The sequence below is a fragment of the Streptomyces sp. RB17 genome, from assembly GCF_009604455.1.
Taxonomy (GTDB): domain Bacteria; phylum Actinomycetota; class Actinomycetes; order Streptomycetales; family Streptomycetaceae; genus Streptomyces.
The window spans coordinates 265038-291085 of sequence record NZ_WEGL01000006.1 but is presented as its reverse complement, the minus strand read 5'-3'; the positions used below and the strand labels follow the sequence as shown (position 1 = coordinate 291085).

General features: G+C 70.8%; 19 protein-coding genes and 1 pseudogene. 10 read left to right on the top strand and 10 right to left on the bottom strand.

The window, feature by feature from the left end:
* The first annotated feature begins 213 nt into the window (after window positions 1-213).
* Window positions 214-3873: a LamG-like jellyroll fold domain-containing protein gene (locus SRB17_RS26510; protein ID WP_153542658.1), complete on the top strand. Its 3660-nt coding sequence runs from the start codon at window positions 214-216 to the stop codon at window positions 3871-3873.
* 95 nt (window positions 3874-3968) lie between these two features.
* On the opposite strand, the gene SRB17_RS46620 is transcribed toward SRB17_RS26510, so the two are convergent.
* Window positions 3969-4598: a transposase family protein gene (locus tag SRB17_RS46620; RefSeq protein WP_228396300.1), complete on the bottom strand. Its 630-nt coding sequence runs from the start codon at window positions 4596-4598 to the stop codon at window positions 3969-3971.
* Between the two features lie 84 nt (window positions 4599-4682).
* Window positions 4683-5105: a YjbQ family protein gene (locus tag SRB17_RS26500; RefSeq protein WP_153542657.1), complete on the bottom strand. Its 423-nt coding sequence runs from the start codon at window positions 5103-5105 to the stop codon at window positions 4683-4685.
* Window positions 5106-5728: 623 nt separating this feature from the next.
* Here SRB17_RS26500 and SRB17_RS26495 point away from each other — a divergent pair.
* Complete coding sequence (locus tag SRB17_RS26495) at window positions 5729-6808, top strand: NAD(P)-binding domain-containing protein (protein ID WP_323376263.1); 1080 nt, start codon at window positions 5729-5731, stop codon at window positions 6806-6808.
* Between the two features lie 12 nt (window positions 6809-6820).
* On the opposite strand, the gene mltG is transcribed toward SRB17_RS26495, so the two are convergent.
* Entirely contained in the window at window positions 6821-7741 is a 921-nt protein-coding gene (gene mltG / locus SRB17_RS26490; RefSeq protein WP_153542656.1) for an endolytic transglycosylase MltG, read from the bottom strand.
* Window positions 7742-7894: 153 nt separating this feature from the next.
* Window positions 7895-9703 (bottom strand): ABC transporter ATP-binding protein, encoded by a 1809-nt coding sequence (locus SRB17_RS26485; protein ID WP_153542655.1) that lies wholly within the window; start codon window positions 9701-9703, stop codon window positions 7895-7897.
* A 114-nt stretch (window positions 9704-9817) separates the two neighbouring features.
* On the opposite strand from SRB17_RS26485, the gene SRB17_RS26480 reads away from it, so the two are divergent.
* Complete coding sequence (locus SRB17_RS26480; protein WP_153542654.1) at window positions 9818-10267, top strand: MarR family winged helix-turn-helix transcriptional regulator; 450 nt, start codon at window positions 9818-9820, stop codon at window positions 10265-10267.
* Window positions 10268-10478: 211 nt separating this feature from the next.
* Here SRB17_RS26480 and SRB17_RS26475 read toward each other — a convergent pair whose 3' ends face one another.
* Complete coding sequence (locus tag SRB17_RS26475) at window positions 10479-12086, bottom strand: peptide-N4-asparagine amidase (protein WP_323376262.1); 1608 nt, start codon at window positions 12084-12086, stop codon at window positions 10479-10481.
* A 253-nt stretch (window positions 12087-12339) separates the two neighbouring features.
* Complete coding sequence (locus tag SRB17_RS26470; RefSeq protein ID WP_153542986.1) at window positions 12340-13101, bottom strand: L,D-transpeptidase family protein; 762 nt, start codon at window positions 13099-13101, stop codon at window positions 12340-12342.
* 340 nt (window positions 13102-13441) lie between these two features.
* Between SRB17_RS26470 and SRB17_RS26465 the strand changes: the two genes are divergently transcribed.
* From SRB17_RS26465 to SRB17_RS26450, 4 genes are all read left to right on the top strand, one after another.
* Window positions 13442-15247, top strand: a complete 1806-nt coding sequence (locus SRB17_RS26465) for an ABC transporter transmembrane domain-containing protein (RefSeq protein ID WP_153542652.1) — start codon at window positions 13442-13444, stop codon at window positions 15245-15247.
* On the top strand, window positions 15244-17025 hold the full coding sequence (locus SRB17_RS26460) for an ABC transporter ATP-binding protein (RefSeq protein ID WP_153542651.1): 1782 nt from the start codon (window positions 15244-15246) through the stop codon (window positions 17023-17025). The genes SRB17_RS26465 and SRB17_RS26460 overlap by 4 nt, the downstream gene beginning before the upstream one ends.
* 795 nt (window positions 17026-17820) lie before the next feature.
* Window positions 17821-18294: a DUF5709 domain-containing protein gene (locus tag SRB17_RS26455; RefSeq protein ID WP_323376261.1), complete on the top strand. Its 474-nt coding sequence runs from the start codon at window positions 17821-17823 to the stop codon at window positions 18292-18294.
* A 60-nt stretch (window positions 18295-18354) separates the two neighbouring features.
* Window positions 18355-18618: a type B 50S ribosomal protein L31 gene (locus SRB17_RS26450; protein ID WP_153542650.1), complete on the top strand. Its 264-nt coding sequence runs from the start codon at window positions 18355-18357 to the stop codon at window positions 18616-18618.
* Window positions 18619-18689: 71 nt separating this feature from the next.
* Here the strand turns inward: SRB17_RS26450 and SRB17_RS26445 are convergent, their stop codons facing one another.
* Window positions 18690-19484 (bottom strand): metal-dependent hydrolase, encoded by a 795-nt coding sequence (locus tag SRB17_RS26445; protein ID WP_153542649.1) that lies wholly within the window; start codon window positions 19482-19484, stop codon window positions 18690-18692.
* 145 nt (window positions 19485-19629) lie between these two features.
* Here SRB17_RS26445 and SRB17_RS26440 point away from each other — a divergent pair, with 145 nt between their 5' ends.
* A complete protein-coding gene (locus SRB17_RS26440) occupies window positions 19630-22143 on the top strand; it encodes a DEAD/DEAH box helicase (RefSeq protein WP_323376260.1) in 2514 nt (837 codons plus the stop codon).
* Window positions 22144-22183: 40 nt separating this feature from the next.
* Window positions 22184-23050 carry an acyl-CoA thioesterase gene (locus tag SRB17_RS26435; protein WP_153542648.1) on the top strand — a complete coding sequence of 289 codons (867 nt, stop codon included), beginning with the start codon at window positions 22184-22186 and terminating at the stop codon, window positions 23048-23050.
* 366 nt (window positions 23051-23416) lie between these two features.
* On the opposite strand, the pseudogene SRB17_RS26430 reads toward SRB17_RS26435, so the two are convergent.
* Window positions 23417-24271 (bottom strand): annotated as a pseudogene (locus SRB17_RS26430) (DUF6397 family protein); the annotation flags it as partial.
* A 125-nt stretch (window positions 24272-24396) separates the two neighbouring features.
* A complete protein-coding gene (locus tag SRB17_RS26425; protein WP_153542647.1) occupies window positions 24397-24810 on the bottom strand; it encodes a roadblock/LC7 domain-containing protein in 414 nt (137 codons plus the stop codon).
* Between the two features lie 91 nt (window positions 24811-24901).
* Here SRB17_RS26425 and SRB17_RS26420 point away from each other — a divergent pair, with 91 nt between their 5' ends.
* Window positions 24902-25330 (top strand): PPOX class F420-dependent oxidoreductase, encoded by a 429-nt coding sequence (locus SRB17_RS26420; protein WP_153542646.1) that lies wholly within the window; start codon window positions 24902-24904, stop codon window positions 25328-25330.
* A gap of 9 nt (window positions 25331-25339) precedes the next feature.
* Here the strand turns inward: SRB17_RS26420 and SRB17_RS26415 are convergent, their stop codons facing one another.
* On the bottom strand, window positions 25340-25942 hold the full coding sequence (locus tag SRB17_RS26415; protein WP_153542645.1) for a GTP-binding protein: 603 nt from the start codon (window positions 25940-25942) through the stop codon (window positions 25340-25342).
* Between the last annotated feature and the right edge of the window lie 106 nt (window positions 25943-26048).

The window sequence follows — 26048 nt, the reverse complement described above, 5'->3', positions numbered from 1 at the left end:
CGGCCTCCCCGGTGCTAACTTCGCGAACCGGTTCGACGAAGTGATCCTTCCGACGGCCATGAGCCCGCTTCGCACCTTCCCCCGGAACGCGGGGGCGTCCAACCCGCCGGCCAGAAGAGTTCCCTTGTCGCTGTGGCGCATGCGGTCGAACCGGTTCGATTCCGCGCGCCGACGCCTTCGGAACCTCCTATGCAAGGATCGAGGACGCAATCCATGCCATCCGCTGACAGATCCGCGCGGCGCCGGGCTCCGGCCGCCGTGGCACTGACCCTCGGCGCGGGCCTGCTGGCCGCACCGGCCGCCCCCGCGCAGGCGGCCGGCCCGCCCCAGCCCGTCGCCCACTACACCTTCGACCAGGACGACCTCGCCTCCGGAAGGATCACCGACAGCTCCGGCAACGGCCTGACGGCGACCCTGGTGAACGGCTCCACCGCCCGGACCGTCGCGGGCACGGACGGCGGCACGGCGCTCGCCCTGCCCGGCGGAGCACCCACCTCCGACGGCGCGTACGTCCGCCTGCCCCGCGAAGTTCTGGGCGACGCAAGCGACTTGACGGTCTCGGCCCGCGTGAAGTGGAGTGGGGACACGTCGTCCTGGCAGCGGATCTTCGACCTCGGCACCGACACCACGAAGTACCTGTTCACGACGCCCTACAACGGCAGCGTGCTGCGCACCGCCGTGACCACCGGCGGGGGAGGCGCGGAAGCACAGGTCTCCGGCTATGCGCCCCTGCCCTCCGACGGCTGGCGGACCGTCACCGTCACCCTCGACACCGCCACCCACCGGGTCACCACCTACCTCGACGGAGTGGCTGTCTCCGCCGCATCGACGACCGTCAAGGCCAAGGACCTGCTGGACGGTTCGGCCACGGCTGCCGGCTACATCGGCAAGTCCTTCTACCAGGACCCCCTGCTCAAGGGCGCGATCGACGACTTCACGGTGTGGCATGCTGCGCTCAGCCCCGAGCAGGTGGCCGGTACGGTCGGGACGGTGCCCACGCTCCAGCAGCTCTCGCAGACGTCCTTCGAGGTCCGTACGACGACCGGGACGGCCCCGTCCCTACCCGCGACGGTCCGCTCGTCCTTCTCCGACGGCTACGACCGCGACACGCCCATCACCTGGGACGCCGCAGGGCCCGAGAAGTACGCCCAGCCGGGCACGTTCACCGTGGCCGGAGCAGCGGCCGGGCGGGCCGTGCGGGCGACCGTCACCGTGGTCCGGGAGGGAGAGCTCACCGTCGACCTCGGCTCGGACACCGGCGCGTTCCACGGCGGCGCCTCCGGCACGCTCTACGGCGTGTACGGACCGGGCGTCCCCACCGACAACCTCATCGAGGGCATGGGACTGCGCACGGTCTCCACGAAGGCCCAGGACGGCCCGCAGCACCCGGGGGCCGACGCGCTGGACGTCGTCAAGCCGCTGGCCGACTCCACCGACGGTGACGTCTACATCTACATGACCGACATCCACCGCGGCTTCCCGTACGAGTGGCCGGGCGACACGCCCGCAGAGAAGCTCAAGCTCTACGAGAAGAAGATCGCCAAGCAGGTCGACCAGGTCCTGCAGCTGCCGAAGCAGTACCAGGACAACATCGTCTTCGTGCCCTTCAACGAGCCCGAAGGCAACATGTTCGGCACCGGCGAGTGGAGTTACGACAAGGTCAGCTGGCTCGACGACCCCAAGGACTATTTCGCCGCGTGGGACGAGGTCTACAAGCTCATCAAGGGCAAAATGCCCAGTGCCCGCATAGCCGGCCCCAACACGAGCGTCCTGTACGACCAGGTGAAGGGCTTCCTCACGCACGCCCTGGCCGCCGGCACGCTCCCGGACGTCATCACCTGGCACGAGCTGAGCCACCCCGAGGCGGTGCGCCAGAGCGTCACCAAGTACCGGGCATGGGAGAAGGAGCTGTTCCAGGGCACCGACCGCGAGGGCACCCAGCTCCCGATCAACATCAACGAGTACGCATTCAACTACCACACCTCGGTGCCCGGACAGATGATCCAGTGGGTGTCCGCGATCGAGGAGTCCAAGGTGGACGCCGACATCGCGTACTGGAACATCGACGGCAACCTCTCCGACTCCGCGGTGCGGTCCAACCGCGGCAACGGCCAGTGGTGGCTGCTCAACTCGTACGCCTCGATGAGCGGGCACACGGTGACCGTGACACCGCCGTTCCCGGGCCAGAACTACACCATGCAGGGAGTCGCCACGCTCGACGCGAAGAAGAAGCAGTCCCGGCTGATCTTCGGCGGGTCCGACGGCAAGGGCCACATCACCTTCGACAACGTCCCCAAGAAGGTCTTCGGAGACACCGTCCACGCCTGGGTGAGCGAGATCGACTGGAGCGGCCAGGTGGGCGACAACTCCGGCCCGAAGCTGCTGGCCGAGACAAACCTCGAGGTCGATGACAACGGCCAGGTCCTCGTCGACTTCGGTGACGGCACGCTGCCGAAGCTCAAGGAGTCCTCGGCGTACGAGATCGTCCTCAGCCCGGCCCGGAAGGCGAAGGGCACCCAGTCACCGCCCGTGCGCTGGCAGGGGTCGTACGAGGCGGAGGACGCGGCGCACACCGGGTCCGGCTACTCCAGGAACGGCCCGGAGGGTTCGCCCGCCGACGTGTCGAAGTTCTACACCTCGGGCGGCTACGACGTCGGCGGGCTGCGCACAGGCTCGGACGTCACGCTGGACTTCGGCGTCGACGTGCCCGAGGACGGCACCTACGACCTGAGCGTCTTCGCCAACTCCCTCAACACGTTCGACAAGGTGAAGGAGCAGGGCCCCACCAACGTGTTCCTACGAGTGGACGGACAGGCGGACAGCGAGCAGGAGCTGTACATGCCGCTCGGCTACAAGTGGGTGGTGTGGGACCACACCGACACCAAGGTCCACCTCACCAAGGGCAAGCACACCCTGACGCTCGCCGCGAAGAGCCTCGACGGCAAGCGCGCCACCAAGGGCGACGCCATCGTCGACCGTCTCACGCTGTCCCTGCCGTCCGCGTCGGCGGCCACCAGGGTCTACGAGGGCGAGCTGGCCTGGACGAGCGGCGGGGCGCGGCCCGTCTACGACCTGCCGAAGCACACCGGGACCCCCGCCACCGGCTCGGGCGCGGTCCGGGTCGCGAAGAACCAGACGGCCACGTTCTGGGTCTACTCCCCCGCCGACCGGGAGGCCACCCTCGAGGTCGACACCCTCGGCGGCGGGAACGCGCAGCTGTCCGTCAACGCGCACGACGTACTGCACGTGACCAAGAGCAGTCACGAGGTGGCCGTCTCCCTCTCGGGCGGCGTCAACAAGGTGACGGTGACCGGCGGTTCGGCCGCCACGCTGGTCGACCGCCTGACGGTCACGCCCACGGACGGCACGCTCGAGGCGCGTACGTACGAGGCGCAGGACGCCGAGCTCACGGGCTCGGCCACGCTTACCCCGCTGTCCCTGGCGACCGACGGCACGGCGATCACCGGGATCGGCGGCGACCCGGGCAACGACAACACCGCGACGTTCACGGTCGCTGCGGACAAGGCCGGCTTGTACGCACTGCGCATCCGCTATTCCAACCCCGAGCAGTCCGAGGCCACCCACTACAACCCTGACCCGCTCGCCCGTCACGCCGACATCACCGTCAACGGCAGCGACATGCGGCGCGTCAGCTTCCCGCACAGCTTCCATCAGAACAACTTCTGGGAGCTGACCGTCCCGGTCCACCTCAGGAAGGGACAGAACACCATCACCTTCCGCTCCGAGGAACTGCCGAACTTCGACGGCTCCACATACGCCTCGGACACCTTCCCTGGAGTGCTGCTCCGCTCGCGCTACGCACCACTGATCGACCGGATCACCGTCGCGCCGTACACACGCGAGGTGCGGTGAGGCAAGGCGGCAGCCCTCTCTCACGATGAGCCGAGCAGCCCGCTCTGCCCGTCGCGCGGTGAACCGAGGGCTGTGGCTCCGCGGAGGCGGGCCGCTCACGGCCCGCCTCTGGCACGGCAGTTGGGTTCAGCCGAGTCCGTCGGCGCCGACCCCGGACGGTGATTCATCGAGCAGCGCGTCGGATACGGGCTGGGGCGGCCGTCGAGGTCGAGGACGGGGGGCTTGCTTGTACCAGGACGCGATGACCGCATTGCCCCCGAAACCGTGGCAGCGGTCATCGTGGACGTTCCAGCGGTAGGTTGCGTGGTCGGGGTCGCCGCGGTGGACGTGGTGGTCTCGCTGCTGCCGATGGCTGTATCCAGCGCGTCGCCGTCGATGCGTTGGAGAGCGCGGCGCACGGTGGCCTCGGCTGGGGTGACGGGGCTGCGGTCAGGTTCCCGGCACGGGCCACCGAGCCGGGCCAGGATGCAGGGAGGGGCGTCGGTGACCCACTTCGCGATCGCGGCCAGGGACTTCGCTCCGGCCAGGACGGCACACGGGGCCAGGCAGGTCAGCAGGCTGGGGAGCTCATCCGGTGACGTCGGAGCCGCGTCAGGGTTTCGGTACCTCGTGATCACCAGGTGCCGTGCCTGCCTCCGCGCCGGCCCCAGGCGGCCCCTCGTCCGGCATCGGGGAGGGGCATCGATCGCTTCCGGGCAGGGCCATGCCGGCACTCCTGCCGTCATGTTCAGGACCGTACCGCGCAAGACTTCTACGCTTCGAACACGCAAGGTACGGAGACATGGCGGCCACACCCAGGACGATCTTGCTCAGCCCAGAAAGCTCAGCCGCACCTGACGGCTGGGATTATCCCTGTTGGTGTCGACCAGGCAGACCGACTGCCAGGTGCCCAGCTCCAGGCGGCCGCCGATCACCGGGAGGGTCGCGTGGGGCGGGACGATGGCCGGGAGGACGTGGTCGCGGCCGTGGCCGGGGCTGCCGTGGCGGTGCTGCCAGCGGTCGTCGGCGGGGAGCAGGGTGTGCAGGGCGGCGAGGAGGTCGTCGTCGCTGCCGGCGCCCGTCTCGATGACGGCGATTCCGGCGGTTGCGTGCGGGACGAAGACACTGAGCAGGCCGTCGCGGCCGGCCGCCGCCGCGCGCAGAAAGTCCTCGCAGTCACCGGTGAGGTCGACGACGCGTTCCCGGGAGCCGGTGGAGATGTGCAGCATGCGGGTGGTGAAGGCATCTGGCATGCCCCCATCCTGGCCCATACGCCGGGCTCCGCACCCTGCGGCGCGAGGGCATCCTGAGACGGCCGGTCCACAGGACGAGACGCCCGTGTGACTGTGGCGGCCATCTGGCCGCGTTCTGCCGCATGTTGTGTTCAGCCCTGCTCACACGCGCGGTCATATGGACCTGCTGCGGCGACCTGCGCCGCGTGTCCCCGCTGCCGCCGGCACCCTTTCCGGCTTCTTTCCCTCCTCGGGCTCCACTGCCCCTGTGGCCTGCTGTTCGGTCGCCTGCCTGAAGGCGGCCGGGCTGAGCTGCGTGGGCCGAGGACACCGGGCTGCCGCACGTCGCCTCCGAGAGCACGGGTTCCTGCCGCCGGCGGCGGCCGCATCCTCGTGGAACGACACGACTACGGCCCCAACGACGCCCGTGATGCGGCGGGGTGCGGGCGCCGGACATCGAGTACACGGTGCACATCGCCGAGGGCACCTGGCTGGACCACGGCCGCGTTCGCGCAGCACACCGGAGCGCCACAGCTGGTGTCCGGCGGGCGGTGAGCCGGGAGGCGGGGCCCTGCCGTCGGCGTCCGGGAGTCCCACCGCGGGTTCTCGGGAAGATCCGTGCCCGGATCCCGGTTGGTAGAGGCGTGAACAAATCGCGCGAGGTCGAGGTCGTCGTCATCGGCGCTGGTCAGGCCGGGCTGTCCAGCGCCTATCATCTGCGGCGCACCGGTTTCGAGCCGGACCGCGATGCCGTGGTCCTCGACCACTCCCCCGCGCCGGGCGGCGCCTGGCAGTTCCGGTGGCCCTCGCTGACGTACGGGAAGGTGCACGGGATGCACGCGCTGCCCGGCATGGAGCTGACGGACGCCGATCCCGCGCGGCCTTCGGCGGAGGTGATCGGCGAGTACTTCGACCGGTACGAGCGCGCCTTCGACCTGCGTGTGCGACGTCCCGTCGACGTTCGGGCGGTGCGGGAAGGCGACGGCGGGCGGCTGCTCGTCGAGACCTCGGACGGCACCTGGTCGACGCGCGCCCTGATCAATGCGACCGGCACGTGGGACCGGCCGTTCTGGCCGCGCTATCCCGGTCAGGAGACCTTCCGCGGGCGGCAGTTGCACACCGCGCAGTACGCCGGCCCCGAGGAGTTCGCCGGGCAGCGTGTCGTGGTCGTGGGCGGCGGTGCCTCGGGCACCCAGCACCTGCTGGAGCTGGCCCCGTACGCGGCCGCGACCACCTGGGTCACCCGGCGGCCTCCGGTGTTCCGCGAGGGCCCGTTCGACCAGGAGGTGGGCCGCGCGGCCGTCGCACTGGTGGAGGAGCGGGTGCGCCAGGGGCTGCCTCCGCGCAGCGTGGTCTCGGTCACCGGGCTGCCCCTCAACGACGCCGTCCGGCAGGGTCTCGCGGACGGAGTGCTGGACCGGCAGCCGATGTTCGACCGGATCACGCCGGACGGCGTGGCGTGGGACGACGGACGGCAGGTCACCGCCGATGTGATCCTCTGGGCGACCGGGTTCCGCGCGGCGCTGGACCATCTCCGTCCGCTGCGGCTGCGCGAGCCGGGCGGTGGGATCCGGGTCGAGGGAACCCGGGCGGTGGCCGATCCACGCGTCCATCTCGTCGGCTACGGCCCCTCGGCCAGTACCATCGGCGCGAACCGGGCGGGCCGCGCGGCCGTCCGGGACATCAGGAGACTGCTGGCCGAGGAACAGCCGGTCGCCGCGTGACGTCCCGCCCGCTCAGCGGACCGGGGGCCACGGGGAGGCCGGACTCTGACTCGGGATCCGTGCCTGGCTCGGGCTCTGTGCCTGGCTCGGGCTCTGCGCCCGACCCGGGCCCGCGTGGAGGGAGTTGAACTCTCCCACGTTGCGCATGTGCGTCGCGTAGTCGGAGGTGAAGCGGGTCTCTCCCGGCTTGACCGTGACGAAGTACAGCCACTCGCCCGGCGTCGGGTTGAGTGCGGCACGCATCGCGTCCTCGCCAGGGTTGTCGATCGGTGTGGGCGGCAGCCCCATGCGCTGGTAGGAGTTGTAGGGACTGTCGATGCGGATGTCGTCCTGGTCGGTACGGAGCGTGCTGCGGTTCAGCGTGTAGTTGATCGTCGAGTCCATCTGCAGCGGCATCCCGCGCTCCAGCCGGTTGAAGACGACTCGGGCGACCTTGCCCATGTCCGCCCTGGTCGCGGCCTCCGCCTGGACGATGCTGGCGATGGTGACGGTCTGGTAGACGTTCATCGCCTTGCGCTGCGCCCCGGCCGCGATCGGCGCCGCATTGAACCTGCCCTCGGCGGTGTCGACCATGAAACGCAGCACGGACTCGGGTGTCGCTCCCTTCTCGAGGGGATATGTCGCCGGGAAGAGATACCCCTCCGGGTTGCCCGCGGCCTCGCTCGGCAGCTTCAGACCGGCCTTCCCGACGGACTTGCGCGTGCTTCCGGGAGGCAGCTGGAGGGCCTTGTCGATCGCGGCGTACACCTGGCTCGCACGCCAGCCCTCCGGGACGACCAGCGCGGCGCGCGGTGTCTGTTCGGGGCCGCTGTGCAGCGCCAGCAGCGGTACCGCCGCGGCGGTACCGACCACGACGGCGCCGGCCACGACGAGGACGAGTCTGCCCCGGCGTGTCAGTCGAATCGTGCTCCGCGGCGGAATGTTCGTCTGCATACCGGAACGGTAATACGCAAATCGCCGCAAACCCGGCATATGTTCAGCCTGTCGGCCCCAGCGTCAGCGGGTCGGTCACGACCGCGGTCCCGCCGGTCACGACCCGCTCAGTTCGTCGGTCACGACCCTCTCAGGTCATCGGTCACCGCCCGCTCAGGCCGTCGGTTCCAGTTGCGCGTCCCGGCGTACCAGCGCCGCGTACCGCCCGTCCCGTTCCAGCAGTTCCTCGTGGCTGCCGCGTTCGGCGAGCCGGCCGGAGTCGAGGACCACGATCTGGTCGGCGCCGCGGATCGTGGACAGGCGGTGGGCGATGGTGATCGTCGTCCGGTCGGCCGACAGGGCGTCGATCGCCTCCTGGACGGCGGCCTCCGTACGGGTGTCGAGCGCGCTGGTCGCCTCGTCGAGGATGAGGACCGGCGGATCGCGCAGGATCGTGCGGGCGATCGCGAGGCGCTGCTTCTCGCCGCCGGAGAAGCGGTGGCCGCGTTCGCCGACGACCGTGTCGTAGCCGTCGGGCAGCGCGGCGATGTGGTCGTGTATCTGCGCCGCGCCGGCAGCCGCCCGCAGTTCCTCGTCCGTGGCGTCCGGCTTGGCGAAGCGGAGGTTGTCGGCGACCGAGGCGTGGAAGAGGTACGTCTCCTGCGACACGACGCCGACCGCGCGGGCGAGGGTGTCGAAGTCGAGGTCCCGGACGTCGACGCCGTCGATGGTGACGCGGCCGCCGGTGACGTCGTACAGACGGGGCACCAGATAGCCGAGCGTGGACTTGCCGGCGCCGGTCGGGCCGACGACGGCGAGGCTGCCGCCCGCGGGCACGGTGACGTCGATGCCTTCGAGGACGCGGCGGGCCTTGTCGTCATGGTCGTAGCGGAACTCGACGCCTTCGAAGCGGACTTCGCCCTTGACCTGGTCGAGGTGGACGGGCCGATCACGCTCGGTGATGTCGATCGGCAGGTCCAGGTACTCGAAGATGCGCTGGAAGAGGGCGAGGGAGGTCTGGATCTGAACACCCGTGGCGAGCAGGCTCACGGCCGGGCGGAAGAGCCCCTGCTGGAGCGAGACGAAGGCGACGATGGTGCCGAGCGAGACTTTGGGTCCGCCGAACTGCAGGGCCAGGCCCGCCGTCCAGTAGATGATGGCGGGCATCGCGGCCATGACGATCGTGATCACGGCCATGCGCCAGCGCCCGGCCATGTTCGATCTCACTTCCAGGTCGACCAGGCGCTCGGACTCCTCGGCGAAGGACGCGGTGAGCGAGTCGGAGCGGCCCATGGTGCGGCCGAGCAGGATGCCGCTGACCGAGAGCGACTCGGTGACGGTGGCCGCCATCGCGGCCATCTGCTTCTGCCGCTGTGTGGTGATCTTCTTGCGTTCGTTGCCGACACGGCGGCTGATCCACACGAACGCCGGCAGCAGGAGCAGCGAGACGATCGTGAGCCGCCAGTCGAGGGCGACCATCGCGACGATCGTGGCGACGACGCTGGTGGCGTTGGAGACCAGGGAGGTGGCGGTGGAGGTGACGGTGGCCTGCATGCCGCCGATGTCGTTGGCGATCCGGGACTGCACCTCGCCGGTGCGCGTGCGCGTGAAGAAGGCGAGCGACATGCGTTGCAGGCGGCCGTAGACGGCGGTGCGCAGGTCGTGCATGACGCGCTGGCCGACGGTGGTCGAGATCAGCGTCTGGAGCACGCCGAAGACGCTGGAGAGGACGGCACTGAGGATCATGCCGAGCGCGAGCAGGCTGAGCAGGCCGGTACGGCCCCGGGGGATCGCGACGTCCAGGGTCTCCTTGAGCAGGAACGGTGTGGCCACCGAAACCAGCGAGGAGGCGCCGACCAGCAGGCCGACGATCGCGAGCCGCCCGCGGTAGGGACGGAAGAGCTTCAGGATGCGGCGCACCTGCCGGGGCTGTTCCTTGGCGTCGGCAGGCGGGGTCCAGGAGGGTTCTCGCTCGGGATGCATGGGCTCCTACGGAGGTGAACGGGCGCCGGCCGGGGATCGACCGACGATGACGAACGGATCGTAGCTCATTGTTACCTATACTCACAATGAACGGCATCCTGATATTGTTCCCGCATGAGCTCCCCAGATCCCGACGGCCTGCTCGCCGAGCAGCTGCTGCGGCTGACCCGCCGGGTGCACCGGATCCAGAAGCGCCATCTGGAACGGCACGACCTGGGCGTGACCCCGGCCCAGTCCCGGTTGCTGCGCACCCTCGCGCACTACGCCTCGCCCCCGCGCATGGCCGACCTCGCCGAGCGCCTGGAGGTGGTGCCGCGCGCGGTGACGACGCTGGTCGACGGGCTGGAGACGAGCGGGAAGGTACGGCGGGTGCCGGATCCGGCGAACCGGCGGGTGACCCGGATCGAGCTGACGGACGAGGGGCGTACGACGCTGCGCAAGCTGCGCGGCGCACGCCGCTCGGCGGCCGAGGAGATCCTTGCGCCGCTGACGGAGAAGGAGCGCCAGGTGCTCGGCGTGCTGCTGGACACCCTCATCGAGGGGGACGGCGGCCAGCGCTGCTGAACACCGGCGCACCGGGTTCGGCGCACCGCGCGGCCGGCTCGGCGTACGGCGCACCGGGTTCGGCGTACAGCGCGGCGGGCCGCACACCACTCCCGGTGCACGGCCCGCCCGTACCACGCAGAGCGACTTCCGTTTCGATCCCTTCGGAGACACCCGTTTCACACCGGTGTACATCATCACCGCGTGAGTGGCGCACTCCGCATCGCCGTCTTCAGCAGCGTTCGCGATCCTCCGTGAGCACTCCCTGCACCGTGGTCAGCGAACGGTCGTAGCAGCCGTCGGAGCCGTAGAGCCGGTAGCGCTCCCTCGACGTGCCGACCGCGTGCCGCTGGTCGCGCGGGACGTTGATCGTGTACGCCGCGTCGCCGCTATAGGTGTCGTCGAGCCGCGACCACGCGGTGCGCCGGCCGCCGTGTTCCGTGACCGACGCGCGGTCGCCGAGCGTCAGCACGGTGCGCAGCCGGTCGTCCGTACCGATGGTCGTCGCGCCGTTCATGGTGTACGTCCGGTCGGTGCGTGTCGTCCGCGCGGGACCGTGTCCGCCGACGGTGACCGTCTGGTCGTCGGACCAGGTCGCGTCCAGTCCGTCCGTGTTCTCGCCGTCGGTCCAGCGGTGGACGGAGGTGTTGGCGAGTGTCCGGGTGACGGTGGTGGTCACGCGGCCGTGCGAGGTGTCGAGGTATCCGGACACGGTGAGCCGGTGTCCGGCCTCGGTGTTCACGCGGTTCTCCGAACCGGGCGTGTAGGTCGAGGAGTTGGTGAGGTCCGTCGCCGCGTTCTGGGTGAGTGCCCCCGTGACATGGGCGCGGTGCGCGTCCTGCCAGACCAGGACGTTCACCGGTGCGCTCCAGCCCGACTGGCCCGCGGGCACGCCCACGACGGAGACCTCGACGCGGTGCGGACGCCCGTCATTGAGCAGGCCCGCAAAGGGTGTGAGGTCGTAATCGATCGGCCGGACGTCGAAAGCGCCCGGCGCCGGAACGACGTACCAGAGGAAGGGATTGGACCAGCCGCCGGTCCACACGTTCGGGAACGGCGCGGCGATTCCGGCGAGTTGGCCGTCGACCTTGATCTGTACCTCGCGGTAGGGGCCGTGATCGGCCTTGCAGGAGTACGACGCGGGGTCGGCCACCGTCAGGTACCAGAACTCCTCGCAGCCGCCGCCCGAACCGGTCGCGTAGACCTCGGCGACGATCCGCTCGCTGTTGCGCGGGGTGGTGAGGGTCGTGCCGTCGGGCGTGTCGGCGAGGGTGAGCACGCGGTCGGGGGTCCGCTGCGCGGGGCGGCCCGCGTAGAAGGTCAGGGTGACGTGCACGTCGATGACGCCGGTGTAGGTGTCGTCCACGACGTTGCCGATCAGCATCTCGACGTCCTGCGGGGTGCGGAAGGTGTCGCTGTAGCGGGTGACGTCCTTCTCGACGTGCCATGCGATGCCGTCGGGCGAGGGCTCCGGGGTGGACGTACGCAGGATCTCGACGCCGCCGACATGCAGATAGCCGAGGCGGTCGTACTGACGGCCCTTCACCTTGCCGTCGAGCCGCAGGACGACCTTGCTCCAGTGGTCACCGCAGCCCTGCGGCGGTGTGTACTCGCCCCGGTACGGCGTGAAGTCACGGAACCGCGCGTCGGCGAGGGTGACCCGGCACGACGTGGTGTGCGGTCGCTCGACGGGCGGTGCCGCGGTGACCGGGTCGTGCCAGTCGGTTCCGAACTCGGCCGGGATGTCGGCCGCTTGGGCGGCAGCGGCGCCGGTGCCGAAGAGCGCGCTCGCCAGGAGGGTCGCTCCGGCAAGCATGGACATGACTATCCGTCTTCTCATGGCCGGTGTTCTACGGCCAGTCGGGGCCGACCCGCAATGACGCCTCGGCGCGAACGGCGCGATCGGGCGCCGAACGCGGCGATCGGAGTCGCCCTCCGGGTGATGCCGAGTCATACCTCGAGCCCGGTGCCGCCGAGCCGCTCGGCCGGCACGTCCATGGGCACGGGCAGACCGAGCCGCCGTTCGGGCACGTCGGATCACGGGACAGGGATTGGCCCGTCCTGGCCGCGGGACGTCGTCCACGCAGGGTGCGTCAGGCGCGCAGTGCCGCCCGGTCTCCCATCACCATCACCGGATGCCGGTCCGGGTCCAGCGTGCGCAGCAGGAACTCCATCGCGTCCTTGGACACGCTGACACACGCGGACGTGCCGTCGCGGTGGTCGAGATGCAGCCAGATGCCGCCGCCCTTGTCGTCGCCCTCGGGGCGCGTGGGGTCGTTCGGCGGGGTGCCCGGGAGACGGTTGTAGTCGATGGCGATGACGTAGTCGAAGTCGTGCTGGTGCGCCTCGTCCCAGTCGTTCGGGGGCGCGTAGGCCGCCGCGTCCTGGTCGTACGGCAGCAGGGTGCCCGGGTCGTCGAGCACACCTCCCGCGTCGGAGAGACCGAACACGCCGACGGGACTGCGCTCGTCGCCCATGTGATGGTCCGTGGTCCAGCCGTTCCTGCCGTTGTGCGCCGGCCAGCTGGCCACGGGCCGCCATTCCAGACCCTCGCGTGTGTAGAGCACGACCGTGGAATCCGCGGAGTCCTCGTCCTCGCCGTACACCGCGACGACCTGGCCGGAGTCATCGGGGATCTGCCGGAGCAGCCGGTCACCGACGCCCGGGACGCGGGTCGGATCGGACGTGGGGGCGGTCGGCACCGCGGTCGACGCCGCGGCCGGCACCGTCGGGCTCGGCTCGGCCCGGCCTCGGGAGCCCGTCGCCCCGTCGGCGCGGGCGGGGCCGGAGGCGTCGGTGGCGCACGCCGACACAGTCGCCAGCAGTGTTCCAAAAGCCGTCACCGCGACCGTCATTCGCCGCACACTGTGGATCCGCACGCCACCATCGTGGCATCACGTACCAGTTGATAGTGCAATCTTCTGGACATTCGGGTGACGGCCTGATGCATGCGGTCGACCGGCCGGCCACCTGCCTGATGAGAGTCCTCCCCGGCCACCGGCCACCCCGGCCGCCACCGGGCCCGGTGGCCTGTGGCCGGAAGCCGTGGATTTCGCTCCTCCGCCAGGAAAACCGTTTGAAATTCACCACTGGACGACGCGAACCTTTCACGGCTTGTCACCGCTTTTCGCCGCCTCCCCCGTCACCCCATCCCCTCGCCATCCCTTCCCTCCTGACACGAGCCACTGGGACGTCATGCAGATTCAAGACCTTCCGTACTCCGATCCCGGCGTCCCGGACGCACGTTCGGGCCCCCGATTCCTGTGGTGGCTCTGGCGGAACCAGCTGGGCGGACAGCTGAAGTCGCTCGCCTGGGGCCTGCTGCACTTCGTCTCCGTCTCGGCCCTGCCGTTCTGTGTCGGCCTCGCCGTCCAGGCAGTCGTCGACCGCTCCGGCACCGGCCTCGCTCTGACGGGTGGTCTGATGCTGCTGTGCGGCACGGGCATCGCCCTCGGCGACACCTTCCTGCACCGGGCCGCCGTCACCAACTGGATCACGGCCGCCGCCCGCATCCAGCAACTGCTTGCACGCAAGGCGTCCCAGCTGGGTTCCGCCCTGACCCGGCGGGTCGCCGCCGGCGAAGTGGTGGCGGTCTCCACCGGCGACGTCGAGAAGATCGGCTGGTTCGTCGAGGCGGTTTCCCGGTTCACCGCGGCCGCGCTGACGGTCGTGGTGGTCTGTGTGGGCCTTCTCCTCTACCAGCCCGCGCTGGGCGTGGTCGTCGCCGTGGGACTGCCCGTGGTGGCGCTCGCGGTGCTGCCACTGCTGCCCCGGGCCACGCGCCGCGCCGATGCGCAGCGGGAGAAAGCGGGCCGGGCCACCGAGCTGGCCTCGGACACGGTCGCCGGGCTGCGGGTGCTGCGCGGCATCGGCGGCGAGGAACTGTTCCTCGACCGCTACCGCCGCGCCTCGCAGGAGGTACGGCACGCAGCGGTGCGCAGCGCCCGGATGTGGTCGCTGATTTCCGCCGTCCAGGTGCTGCTGCCCGGGCTGCTGCTCATCGCCGTCGTCTGGCACGGCGTCCACCTGGCCCGCCAGGGCCGGATCACCGTCGGCGAGCTCGTCACCGTCTACAGCGCCGTGATGATCCTGAATTATCCGTTGCGCCATTTCGAGGAGATCGCGATGGCCTACTCCTTCTCCCGCCCCTCGGCCAAACGAGCGGCCCGTGTGCTGTCGCTGGAGCGGTCCACGGCCACCGAGGGCACCCTCGAGGCGGAGGTGCCGGGCGGCGACCTGTACGACCCGGGCACGGGTCTGCTCGCTCCCGCCGGCCGTCTGACCGCCGTGGTCTGCGGCGATCCGGACTCGGCGGGCCGGCTCGCGGAGCGGCTGGGCGGCCACCCGACCGAGCCGGGCCGCTCGGTACTGCTGGGCGGGGTCGCTCTGGACGACCTGCCCCTGGACAGCGCACGCACCGCCGTCCTCGTCCAGGACAAAGACCCGGTACTGCTCTCCGGCACGCTGCGCGAGCTGCTCGACGTGCCCACCTCGGGAGCCGTACGGGCCGCGGACGCACTGGCCGCGGCGCAGTGCGACGACGTCCTGGACGCGCTCGTCCAGGGGTCCCTGGACGCCGACGACCCGATGGACGCCCGCATCACGGAGCGCGGACGGTCCCTGTCCGGCGGCCAGCGCCAGCGGCTCGCGCTGGCCCGGTCGCTGATCACCGACCCCGACGTGCTGGTGCTGGACGAGCCGACCTCCGCCGTCGACTCGCACACCGAGGCACGGATCGCGGACGGACTGCGCCGGCTGCGGTCGGGACGCACGACCGTGGTGTTCACCTCCTCGCCGCTGCTGCTCGACCGCGCGGACCGGGTCGTCCTGGTCCACGAGGGCGAGGCCGTGGCGGTCGGTGTGCACCGCGAACTGGTCGACAGCGAGCCCCGATACCGGGCCGTGGTCACCCGGGAGACGGACGACGAACTGGCCCCGACCGACGAGGCCGCCCTGGTGGGCGCACGCCCGGAGCTGGAAGAGATCGAGGAGAGCGCATGATCGGCGTTGCGCCACCGGCGTACGACCCGGCGGCCCCGACGACCGCCACCACCCTGCCCGTCGGCGCGACCGCGACCGTGCGCGCCTATGTCGCCGAGTTGTTCCGGCGGCACCGCCGGGCGTTCCTGCTGCTCATCGGCGTCAACACGGTGGCCGTGATCGCCTCCATGGTGGGTCCGTACCTGCTCGGCGGCCTGGTCGAGCGGGTGTCCGACCGGTCGCGGGATCTTCATCTCGGCCCGATCGCCGGGCTGTTCGTGCTCGCACTGGCCGTGCAGGCCGTGTTCACCCGGCAGGTGCGGCTGCGGGGCGCGATGCTCGGCGAGCGGATGCTGGCCGACCTGCGCGAGGACTTCCTGGTCCGGTCGGTCGGGCTGCCGCCGGGCGTGCTGGAACGGGCGGGGACGGGAGATCTGCTCTCCCGCATCACCACCGACATCGACCGCCTGGCCAACGCGATGCGCGAGGCCGTGCCGCAGCTGGCGATCGGTGTCGTATGGGCGCTGCTGCTGCTCGGCGGGCTGGTGGTGACGGCTCCGCCGCTGGCTGCCGCGGTGCTGTTCGCCGTTCCGGTGCTGGTGGCCGGGTGCCGCTGGTACTTCAAGCGGGCGCCCTCCGGCTACCGCTCCGAGGCCGCGGGGTACGCGGCCGTCGCCGCCGCGCTCGCCGAGACGGTGGACGCGGGCCACACCATCGAGGCACACCGGCTGGGCGATCGCCGCGTCGCCCTGTCGGAGCGGCGGATCAAGGAGTGGACGGCGTGGGAGCGCTACACGCTCTGGCTGCGGTCCGTGCTCTTCCCGGTCATCAACGCCGTGCACGTCATCGTGCTCGGCTCGGTGCTGATGGTCGGCGGGACATTCGTCCTGAACGGCTGGATCGGGGTGGGACAGCTGACCACGGGCGCCCTCGTCGCGCAGATGCTCGTCGACCCGGTGAACCTGATCCTGCGCTGGTACGACGAGGTGCAGGTCGCCCAGGTGTCGCTGGCCCGGCTGGTCGGCGTGCGGGACATCGAGCCGACCGCCGGAGACACCTCGCTGGCGCCGGACGGGCGGGCCGTGCACGCCGACCGGGTGCACTTCGGCTACCGCGAGGGCGTCGACGTGCTGCGCGAGGTCTCCCTGGAGGTCGCCCCGGGAACCCGGCTGGCCCTGGTGGGCCCCTCGGGCGCGGGCAAGTCCACCCTGGGGAGGCTGCTCGCCGGCATCTACACACCCCGCGACGGCCGGATCACCCTGGGCGGCGCGGAGCTGTCCCGGATGCCCGCGGAACGCGTCCGCTCGCACGTCGCCCTCGTCAACCAGGAGCACCACGTCTTCGTCGGCTCCCTGCGCGACAACCTCCTGCTGGCCCGCACCGACGCGACCGACGCCGAGCTGTGGGCGGCGCTGGGCGCGGTCGACGCGGACGGCTGGGCACGGGCGCTGGACGACGGTCTGGAGACCGAGGTCGGCTCCGGCGGCGCTGCGCTGACCCCGGCACAGGCCCAGCAGATCGCGCTGGCCCGGCTGGTGCTCGCCGATCCGCACACTCTGGTCCTGGACGAGGCGACCTCGCTGCTGGACCCGCGCGCGGCCCGGCATCTGGAACGCTCCCTGGCCCGGGTGCTGGACGGCCGCACCGTGGTCGCCATCGCCCACCGCCTGCACACCGCCCATGACGCGGACGTGATCGCCGTCGTGGAGGACGGCCGCATCAGCGAGCTGGGCAGCCATGACCAGCTGGTCGCGGCGGACGGCGCGTACGCCGCGCTGTGGCGGTCCTGGCACGGATGAGGATCCGGCGAGCGCGTCGACCGGTACCGCGACGCAGCGACTGCGGGCAAGGCCGGTCCCCGCGATCGCGGCGGCGCGGCCGTCGGTGACCGGTTGCGCACCGCCGGGTGCCGCGACCACGGCTGTCGTTTCCCGGGACGACCCGTCCCACAGGGATGGGCCCACGAAGGAGGCCACCACTGGCGCTGCGCCCCACCGGGGCGCGGCAGGCAGGTGCACAGCCACGTCTCCCGACACTACGGGCAGCCCGGCCAGGGCGAACGGGGACCCGGCAGGGTCCGTCGACGCTTGACCGAACCAGGCCACAGCAGCCGAATGCCCAGTCGCGTCTGCCGGGATCTCTGGCAGCCAGAGCACGGCACACAGGCGCCCGGCAAGGTCCGCCAACGCTTGACCGAACCAGGTCACAGCGGGCAGATGCGGACTCACGCCTGCCGGGACCTCGGACAGCCAGGGCACGGCACACAGACGCCCGGCAAGGTCCGCCAACGCTTGACCGAACCAGGTCACAGCGGGCAGATGCGGACTCACGCCTGCCGGGACCTCGGGCGGCGAGGGCATGGTGAGCGGGCGCTCCGGGGGGTGTGACCGGTGCCGGTAGCCGGGTGCGGGCACTGTCTCGCGCTCGTGCCGTTGCGCGGTCCCGAGCAGGGGTGGAAGGCTGGAGAACGGCACCGATGCGGGGAACGCCCCGGAACCATCCGGTTCGCAGGGTGTGACCTTCGTGCCGCGCGTGCCGACGGCCCGCCACCCGTAGTGGTGGCACCTGGCCGTCCTCACCACCTGGAGGTACTCGTGGACAGCGTCGACGGCTGGGGGGACGACGTCTACCAGCCCGATCCCGATCCCAGGGAGGTCCGGGAGGACACGGGTGTGCTCGACGCCGAGGACACGCTGGACTTCGACGGCGTCGCCGACCCGCTCGACCGTGGCTGGTCCCCTCCCGAGCGGCCTTGGGCGGTCGAGCACATCGGGGTGACGGCGGCTGAACGCCGGGCGGGTGAGACCCTGGACCAGCGGCTCGCCGAGGAGCAGCCCGACCTCGTCGCCCGCGACGGCGACGACATCGGTGACCGCGACACCGACGGGGAACCCCTCGACAACGAGGTCGGCAACCTCCGCTCCGGCCGGCTGGTGGCCCCGGACGAGGGAGCGCACGAGGACGAGGAGGCCGCCCTCATCGCCAACGACGTCGGCATCGACGGCGCCGCCGCCTCCGCCGAGGAGGCTGCGATGCACATCGTCGACGAGGACTCCCTGCCCGGCTGACCCGGAGGCCCCGGCCGATCCGCCCACGCCCTGCCCGACCGCCCCGCACGAGGAGGCGCCATGCCGCAGGACAAGCACCCCGACTACCACCCCGTGGTCTTCCGCGACCGGGCCGCCGGCTACGCGTTCCTGACCCGCTCGACCGCGCGGAGTGAACAGACCATCGAGTGGGACGACGGCGAGACCTACCCCGTGATCGACGTGGAGATCTCCTCGGAGAGCCATCCCTTCTACACGGGCAAGGCGCGCGCGGTCGACACCGAGGGCCGTATCGCCCGCTTCGAGCGCCGGTACGGCGGGCCGGAGGCCGGCGGGGCTACCTGATCCCGAGGGGCATCCCGGACCAGGTGCCGGGCGCCTTTGATGCGACGGGTGCCCAGGATGCGAGGGGTGCCTCAGATGACGTTGAGGGCCGCCGCGCAGCCCACGCCGCCGAGGAGCATGAACACGGGCATCAGCACCTTCAGCTCCACCCAGCTCCCGGCCCGGAACCGCATCACCTTCGGCGGGCCCACGGGGTACCAGCGCTTGCGGCCCAAGGGGATCGGCCACAGGATCGGGCAGCCGGACACCGTCAGGGCGTCCCCGATGTCGTGCACCAGCGCGCCGAGCACGATCGGCAGCCCCAGCCACAGGTACTGCTGGCCCGGTGCCGTGAACAGCCAGTCGGCGCCGTTGCCGGGCTTGTCCAGGATGCCCGCGAGAATCCACGCGCTGGTCGCCGCCAGCAGCCAGACCAGGACATCGCTGCTGGAGCCGCGCGCCGCCCGCCAAAGCAGCCCCTCGATGGCCAGCACCATGTGTACGAACAGGATCGCCAGCACGGCCCAGCGGCCCCCCGCTATCGCCGCCGCCGAGCAGCCGGCGCCGATCAGGACCGCCCACAGCCAGGTGTGCGTCAGCGTACGGTGGCCTCCGGAGCGGCGCGGGTCGCCCTTCCCCCTGGTCGCCTTGTAGACGGCGTACGACAGTTTGTCCACGATCTCGCAGATCCAGCGCGAGATCGGCCCGAAGGCCCGGGAGATCGTGGCCGCCTTGTGGTCGAGGTCCGGGGCGAGCGCGGCGCCGGCGCAGATCAGGGCGCCGCAGAGAAGCACCGGCCAGGGCATCGGGTGACCTGCCGCGGCGGCTGCCGCTCCGACGCCGAGCCAGGCCGCGGCCCCCGACAGTGAGTGTGCTGGTCCCATCATGGCCGCTTCCCGCCCCATTCCTCGTGTGCCGCTGTCCAGTTGACCTGGTGCGCTGACGCTGCGTCGGCGACACAGCGTAGCGGCCGTGATCTTCCCGCCTGCAGCCGATTCCCCTCTCGGGGGCAAGGCCAGGCAAGATGGGTGCGTGACCCTCATCGATCAGCTGCCACCGACCGCCGACCCCGACGCCCTGTACGAAGCCTTCGAGTCGTGGGCGCAGGAGCACGGCCTCACCCTCTACCCCCACCAGGAGGAGGCGCTGATCGAGGTGGTCTCCGGGGCGAACGTGATCGTCTCGACGCCCACCGGATCCGGCAAGAGCATGATCGCCGCGGGCGCCCACTTCGCCGCGCTGGCCCGGGACGAGGTCACCTTCTACACGGCGCCGATCAAGGCGCTGGTGTCGGAGAAGTTCTTCGAGCTGTGCAAGCTGTTCGGCACCGAGAACGTCGGCATGCTGACCGGCGACGCCTCCGTGAACGCCGACGCGCCCGTGATCTGCTGTACCGCCGAGGTGCTGGCGTCCATCGCGCTGCGCGACGGCAAGGACGCGGACGTCGGCCAGGTCGTCATGGACGAGTTCCACTTCTACGCCGAGGGCGACCGCGGCTGGGCCTGGCAGATCCCTCTTCTGGAGCTCCCCCAGGCGCAATTCATCCTGATGTCGGCCACTTTGGGTGATGTGTCCTTCTTTGAGAAGGACCTCGCCCGCCGCACCGGCCGACCCACGTCGGTGGTCCGCTCGGCAACCCGCCCGGTGCCGCTCTCCTACGAGTACAAGTTCACCCCGCTCACCGAGACACTCACCGATCTGCTGGAGTCCAAGCAGGCCCCGGTGTACATCGTGCACTTCACGCAGGCGCAAGCCGTGGAGCGGGCGCAGGCGCTGATGAGCATCAACATGTGCTCGCGCGAGGAGAAGGACCAGATCGCCGAGCTGATCGGCAACTTCCGCTTCACCACCAAGTTCGGCCGCAACCTCTCCCGTTACGTACGGCACGGCATCGGCGTCCACCACGCCGGCATGCTGCCCAAGTACCGGCGCCTGGTGGAGAAGCTCGCCCAGGCCGGCCTGCTGAAGGTCATCTGCGGCACGGACACGCTCGGCGTGGGCGTCAACGTCCCCATCCGCACGGTGCTGTTCACGGCTCTCACCAAGTACGACGGCAGCCGGGTGCGCACGCTGCGGGCACGGGAGTTCCACCAGATCGCGGGGCGGGCCGGCCGGGCCGGTTTCGACACGGCGGGGCTCGTCGTGGCGCAGGCGCCGGAGCACGTCATCGAGAACGAGAAGGCGCTGGCGAAGGCCGGCGACGACCCGAAGAAGCGGCGCAAAGTGGTGCGCAAGAAGGCGCCGGAGGGCTTTGTAGGCTGGACGGAGAACAGCTTCCAGAAGCTGATCGAATCGGAACCGGAGCCGCTCATCTCGCGTTTCCGGGTGACACACACGATGCTGCTGTCGGTGATCGCCCGCCCGGGCAACGCGTTCGAGGCCATGCGCCACCTCCTGGAGGACAACCACGAGCCGCGCAAGCAGCAGCTCAGGCACATCCGCCGGGCGATCGCCATCTACCGCTCGCTGCTCGACGGCGGGATCGTGGAGAAGCTCGACAAGCCCGATGCCGAGGGCCGTATCGTCCGGCTCACGGTCGACCTGCAGCAGGACTTCGCGCTCAACCAGCCGCTGTCCACGTTCGCCCTCGCCGCGTTCGAACTCCTCGACCCCGAGTCGCCGTCCTACGCCCTCGACATGGTCTCCGTCGTCGAATCCACCCTGGACGACCCGCGGCAGATCCTCGTCGCCCAGCAGAACAAGGCGCGCGGTGAGGCCGTCGCCGCGATGAAGGCGGACGGCGTCGAGTACGAGGAGCGCATGGAGCGCCTCCAGGACATCACGTACCCGAAGCCGCTGGAGGAGCTGCTCTTCCACGCGTACAACACCTACCGCAAGAGCCACCCGTGGGTCGGCGACCATCCGCTGTCGCCGAAGTCGGTCATCCGGGACATGTACGAACGAGCCCTGTCCTTCACGGAATTGGTGTCCTTCTACGAGCTGGCCCGGACCGAGGGCATCGTGCTGCGCTACCTGGCCAGCGCCTACAAGACCCTCGACCACAACATCCCCGACGATCTCAAGTCCGAGGATCTGCAGGATCTGATCGAGTGGCTCGGCGAGATGGTCCGCCAGGTCGACTCCAGCCTGCTGGACGAGTGGGAGCAGCTCGCGAACCCGGAGGAGATGACCGCCGAGGAGGCCCAGGAGAAGGCCGACGAGGTCAAGCCGGTCACCGCCAACGCGCGCGCCTTCCGCGTCCTGGTCCGCAACGCCATGTTCCGGCGCGTGGAACTGGCCGCCCTCGACCAGGTCGAGGAGCTCGGCGACATGGACGCCGAGTCCGGCTGGAACGCCGACGCCTGGGGCGAGGCGATGGACAAGTACTGGGACGAGTACGACGACCTCGGCACCGGCCCCGACGCCCGCGGTCCCAAGCTGCTGGTCATCAACGAGGAGCCGCAGAAGGGTATCTGGCGCGTCCGCCAGATCTTCGACGATCCCGCCGGCGACCACGACTGGGGCATCAGCGCCGAGATCGACCTCGCGGCCTCGGACGCCGAGGGCCGTGCGATCGTCCGCGTCACCGACGTGGGCCAGCTGTGAGCGGTTTTCGACCAGTGGTGAGCCAAGGAGAGACCCACCGATGACGAACCCGGCCGAGCGACTGGTCGACCTGCTCGACCTGGAGCAGATCGAGGTCAACATCTTCCGTGGCCGAAGCCCGCAGGAGTCGCTGCAGCGGGTCTTCGGCGGCCAGGTGGCGGGCCAGGCGCTCGTCGCCGCCGGCCGCACCACGGACGGCGACCGCCCGGTGCACTCCCTGCACGCGTACTTCCTGCGCCCGGGCCGTCCCGGCGTGCCCATCGTGTACCAGGTGGAGCGAGTCCGCGACGGCCGGTCGTTCACCACGCGCCGGGTCACGGCCGTGCAGCAGGGCCGCACGATCTTCAATCTGACCGCCTCCTTTCACAAGCCTGAGGAAGGACCGTTCGAGCACCAGCTGCCGCCGGCCCGTGAGGTGGCGGACCCGGAGTCGCTGCCGACGGTCTCCGAGGAGATCCGCAAGCACCTGGGCGCACTGCCGGAGCAGCTGGAGCGGATGGCGCGCCGCCAGCCCTTCGACATCCGCTATGCCGACCGGCTGCGCTGGAACGCCGAGGACATCGAGGGGGCCGAACCGCGCAGCGCCGTGTGGATGCGCGCGGTCGGACCGCTCGGGGACGACCCGCTGGTGCACACGTGCGCGCTGACCTACGCCAGTGACATGACCCTCCTGGACGCGGTCCGCATCCCGGTCGAACCGCTGTGGGGGCCGCGGAACTTCGACATGGCCTCGCTGGATCACGCCATGTGGTTCCACCGGCCGTTCCGCGCGGACGAGTGGTTCCTGTACGACCAGGAGTCGCCGATAGCCACCGGTGGCCGAGGTCTGGCACGCGGGCGCATCTACGACCTGCAGGGGCGTCTGCTCGTCTCGGTCGTCCAGGAGGGCCTGTTCAGGTCCCTGTAGCGAGCCGGCGGCCAGGCGCTGCGGCCGGGTGGTTCAGACGCGCGAGGGCCGAGGGCTTCTGCGCCGCAGCCAGCCGCGCAGGCCGCGGTCGGACCGCGCGGGGGCCCGCTCGGCCCGGCGGTTTCCCCGGCGCGCCGACGACGGCGTGGCCGCCGGCACCACCGGTGCGTGCCACTCGAATGCTCGGACCACGGACTCGTCCTCCGCCTCAGGCGGTCCCGGCCGCGGGCCACCGCTCGGCCTGGACGCCACCGTCACCGGCCCCCTTGTCGGCTCCGGCGGTCCCAGCAGTGGCTCGTGGGCCCCGGCCCCGGCCGGCTCCGCCCCGGGCTCGGACGGCACCGGCACCGCCGGCTCCGTGGGCCGTGCGACCGTGCGGGCCACGGGCGGGACGGGCCGGGCGACAGCTCGCACGGCCGGCGCGGCGCGACGTGCGGCCGGGCGCGGGGCCGGTGTGAGAGCGCGGGCCTCCTCGAGCATGTGGGCCAGTTCGCCGCGGAGCCACTCGATCTCGTCCGTGTCCTGCGCGGTCACGATCCGCTCGGCGAGGTGCGCCGCAGGCGACCCCGGAGTGCCCTGAACCGGCGGCGCGGGCCGGAACCGGTTCAGATAGGCACGGTCGTACGGATCCCGGACGACGTCGGCGATCTCGAGAGGCGGGAGAAGGGCTGCCACGGCGCCGGCCCGAACCCACGGCTCCTCTGCTTGCCTCAGCAGAAACCCGAGGTGACGCCCCCGCCAGTTGCGGGCGCGCACGTCCACCCCGGCCTCCAGCTGGCTCCGCAGGGTCTCCGGCGTACGCCCCTTGAGCAGGTGGGCGTTCTCGGTGGCCGAGGTGAAGTCCCGCAGGTCTTCTGCAAGATACAGCCAGACCACGGCCCGGTAGCGGTTGAGATACCACTTCACCGGGACGAGCAGGCCCAGGCGGGCGAGGCGGGTGAATCGCCCGGCCGGGATCTCCATCAGCGCCGCGCCCTCGGTGGTGCCCACCACCCGCACACGCTCATGAAGGGTGTCCGGGTAGCCCTCCTGTGCGCGAAGGCGGTCGATCTCCGCGCGCTCCACCCGGCGACCTCCTCCGCCGCCCTCGTCGGGAACGGTCCGGATGTGGCCCAGGTGCACGGCGAGGTCGAACTCGCCTCGCTTGAGGCCCAGTTCCCGGGCGGCATGACTCGGGGTGCAGGTGGTGGGCCGGGACGGGCTGAAGGTGGTTGCCGACATGGTCGTACTCCCCCGTGGAGTCGTGGGTCACGCCCTGTGCGTTCGCCGTGCACCCACCGTAGCCAATGCCGTGCAGGGCGTGGCGGCCCTGTGGATAACTCCGAAACGTGAGGAGAAAACGCAGGTCAGACGTCTGTGATGGGGGCGCGCTCCGGTTGCCTGGCGTCGACGCCGAGGTGCTCGCCCACGCGATTGACGAGCAGGGCCATCTCGTAGGCGATCTGGCCGATGTCGGCCTCCGCGCCGCTGAGCACGCACAGGCAGCTGCCGGTGCCGGCCGCGGTCACGAAGAGCACCGCGTCGTCGTACTCGATCATGGTCTGGCGTACCCCGCCGGCACCGAAGTGACGTCCCGATCCCTTGGCCAGGCTGTGCAACCCGGATGCCACGGCGGCCAGATGCTCGGCGTCCTCACGGCGTAGGCCTGAGCTCGCGCCCGTGACCAGTCCGTCGTTCGACAGGACCAGCGCGTGCCGCACGTCGTCCACTCGCTCGGTCAGATCGTCCAGGAGCCAGCCGAGTCCCTGGTTCTGCGCCATCTCCGTCTCCCCGTGTGACGTCTCCCCCTGGCTGGAGGAACTCCCCGCCAGCCTTCCCCACGTCCGGCGTCCGGGCAAGCAGGATGGGAGGATGGCACAGAAGATGACCGACGAGGAATGGCGGGTGTTCGTCTCGCACGGCACCCGGACCGGCAAGCTGTCCACCGTTCGCGCCGATGGGAGCCCTCATGTGGCCCCGATCTGGTTTCTGCTGGACGGGGACGAACTGGTCTTCAACACGGGCAAGGACACGGTGAAGGGGCGCAATCTCGCCCGGGACGGACGGGTCGCCCTGTGTGTGGACGACGACCGGCCACCGTTCCATTTCGTGGTGCTGAACGGCCGCGCCCGGCTGTCGGAGAACCTGGACGAGGTGCGTCATTGGGCCACCCGGATCGCCGCCCGGTACATGGGCGAGGAACGCGCCGAGGAGTACGGCGCCCGCAACGGCGTTCCGGGCGAGCTGGTGGTCCGGGTCCCGGTCGTTCAAGTGGTCGCCGTGAAGGATCTGGCGGCCTGAGCGCCGGGATCAGCCGACCGAGTCCAGGAGCCGGGCGGTGTGCATCCGCCCGGCGTACTCGACGAGCCGGATCAGGACTTCCTTGCCGGAGTCCCGGTCACGGGCGTCACACAGCACCACGGGGGTGCCGCGGTCGAGGTCGAGGGCGCGCAAGACGTCGTGTGCGCCGTAGGCGCGGGCGCCCGCGAAACAGTTGACGGCCACCACGAACGGGATGCGCCGGTGCTCGAAGTAGTCGACCGCGGGGAAGCAGTCCTCCAGGCGCCGGGTGTCGGCGAGGACGACGGCGCCGAGGGCGCCCTGCGACAACTCGTCCCAGAGGAACCAGAAGCGGTCCTGTCCCGGTGTGCCGAAGAGGTAGAGGGACAGGCCGGAGCGGATGGTGATGCGGCCGAAGTCCATGGCGACGGTGGTGGTCACCTTCTGGTCCACGCCGTCGGTGTCGTCCACCAGCTGCCCTGCTTCGCTGAGGAGTTCCTCGGTGCGCAACGGCCGGATCTCGCTGACGGCCCCGACCAGGGTCGTCTTGCCGACGCCGAACCCGCCGGCGACGAGTATCTTCAGCGCCAGGGCGGACGTGTCGCCGACGGCTTCGGAGTGCTCGGTGACCATGATCACTTCTCTCGGGAGGGCCGGCTGCGGTCGGCGCCCGTCTGCCGCGGGCGCGAAGGCAGCATCATGACAACGGAGCCGCACCTGCGGGCTGTCGGACCGGAAT

Coding starts and splice junctions, on each gene's coding strand:
- SRB17_RS26510 (WP_153542658.1), top strand. CDS start 214: ATGCCATCCGCTGACAGATCCGCGCGGCGCCGGGCTCCGGCCGCCGTG.
- SRB17_RS26500 (WP_153542657.1), bottom strand. CDS start 5,105: ATGCCAGATGCCTTCACCACCCGCATGCTGCACATCTCCACCGGCTCC.
- SRB17_RS46620 (WP_228396300.1), bottom strand. CDS start 4,598: ATGACGGCAGGAGTGCCGGCATGGCCCTGCCCGGAAGCGATCGATGCC.
- mltG (WP_153542656.1), bottom strand. CDS start 7,741: ATGCAGACGAACATTCCGCCGCGGAGCACGATTCGACTGACACGCCGG.
- SRB17_RS26460 (WP_153542651.1), top strand. CDS start 15,244: ATGATCGGCGTTGCGCCACCGGCGTACGACCCGGCGGCCCCGACGACC.
- SRB17_RS26450 (WP_153542650.1), top strand. CDS start 18,355: ATGCCGCAGGACAAGCACCCCGACTACCACCCCGTGGTCTTCCGCGAC.
- SRB17_RS26470 (WP_153542986.1), bottom strand. CDS start 13,101: ATGACGGTCGCGGTGACGGCTTTTGGAACACTGCTGGCGACTGTGTCG.
- SRB17_RS26480 (WP_153542654.1), top strand. CDS start 9,818: ATGAGCTCCCCAGATCCCGACGGCCTGCTCGCCGAGCAGCTGCTGCGG.
- SRB17_RS26425 (WP_153542647.1), bottom strand. CDS start 24,810: ATGGCGCAGAACCAGGGACTCGGCTGGCTCCTGGACGATCTGACCGAG.
- SRB17_RS26420 (WP_153542646.1), top strand. CDS start 24,902: ATGGCACAGAAGATGACCGACGAGGAATGGCGGGTGTTCGTCTCGCAC.
- SRB17_RS26415 (WP_153542645.1), bottom strand. CDS start 25,942: ATGGTCACCGAGCACTCCGAAGCCGTCGGCGACACGTCCGCCCTGGCG.
- SRB17_RS26485 (WP_153542655.1), bottom strand. CDS start 9,703: ATGCATCCCGAGCGAGAACCCTCCTGGACCCCGCCTGCCGACGCCAAG.
- SRB17_RS26465 (WP_153542652.1), top strand. CDS start 13,442: ATGCAGATTCAAGACCTTCCGTACTCCGATCCCGGCGTCCCGGACGCA.
- SRB17_RS26445 (WP_153542649.1), bottom strand. CDS start 19,484: ATGATGGGACCAGCACACTCACTGTCGGGGGCCGCGGCCTGGCTCGGC.
- SRB17_RS26435 (WP_153542648.1), top strand. CDS start 22,184: ATGACGAACCCGGCCGAGCGACTGGTCGACCTGCTCGACCTGGAGCAG.
- SRB17_RS26475 (WP_323376262.1), bottom strand. CDS start 12,086: ATGAGAAGACGGATAGTCATGTCCATGCTTGCCGGAGCGACCCTCCTG.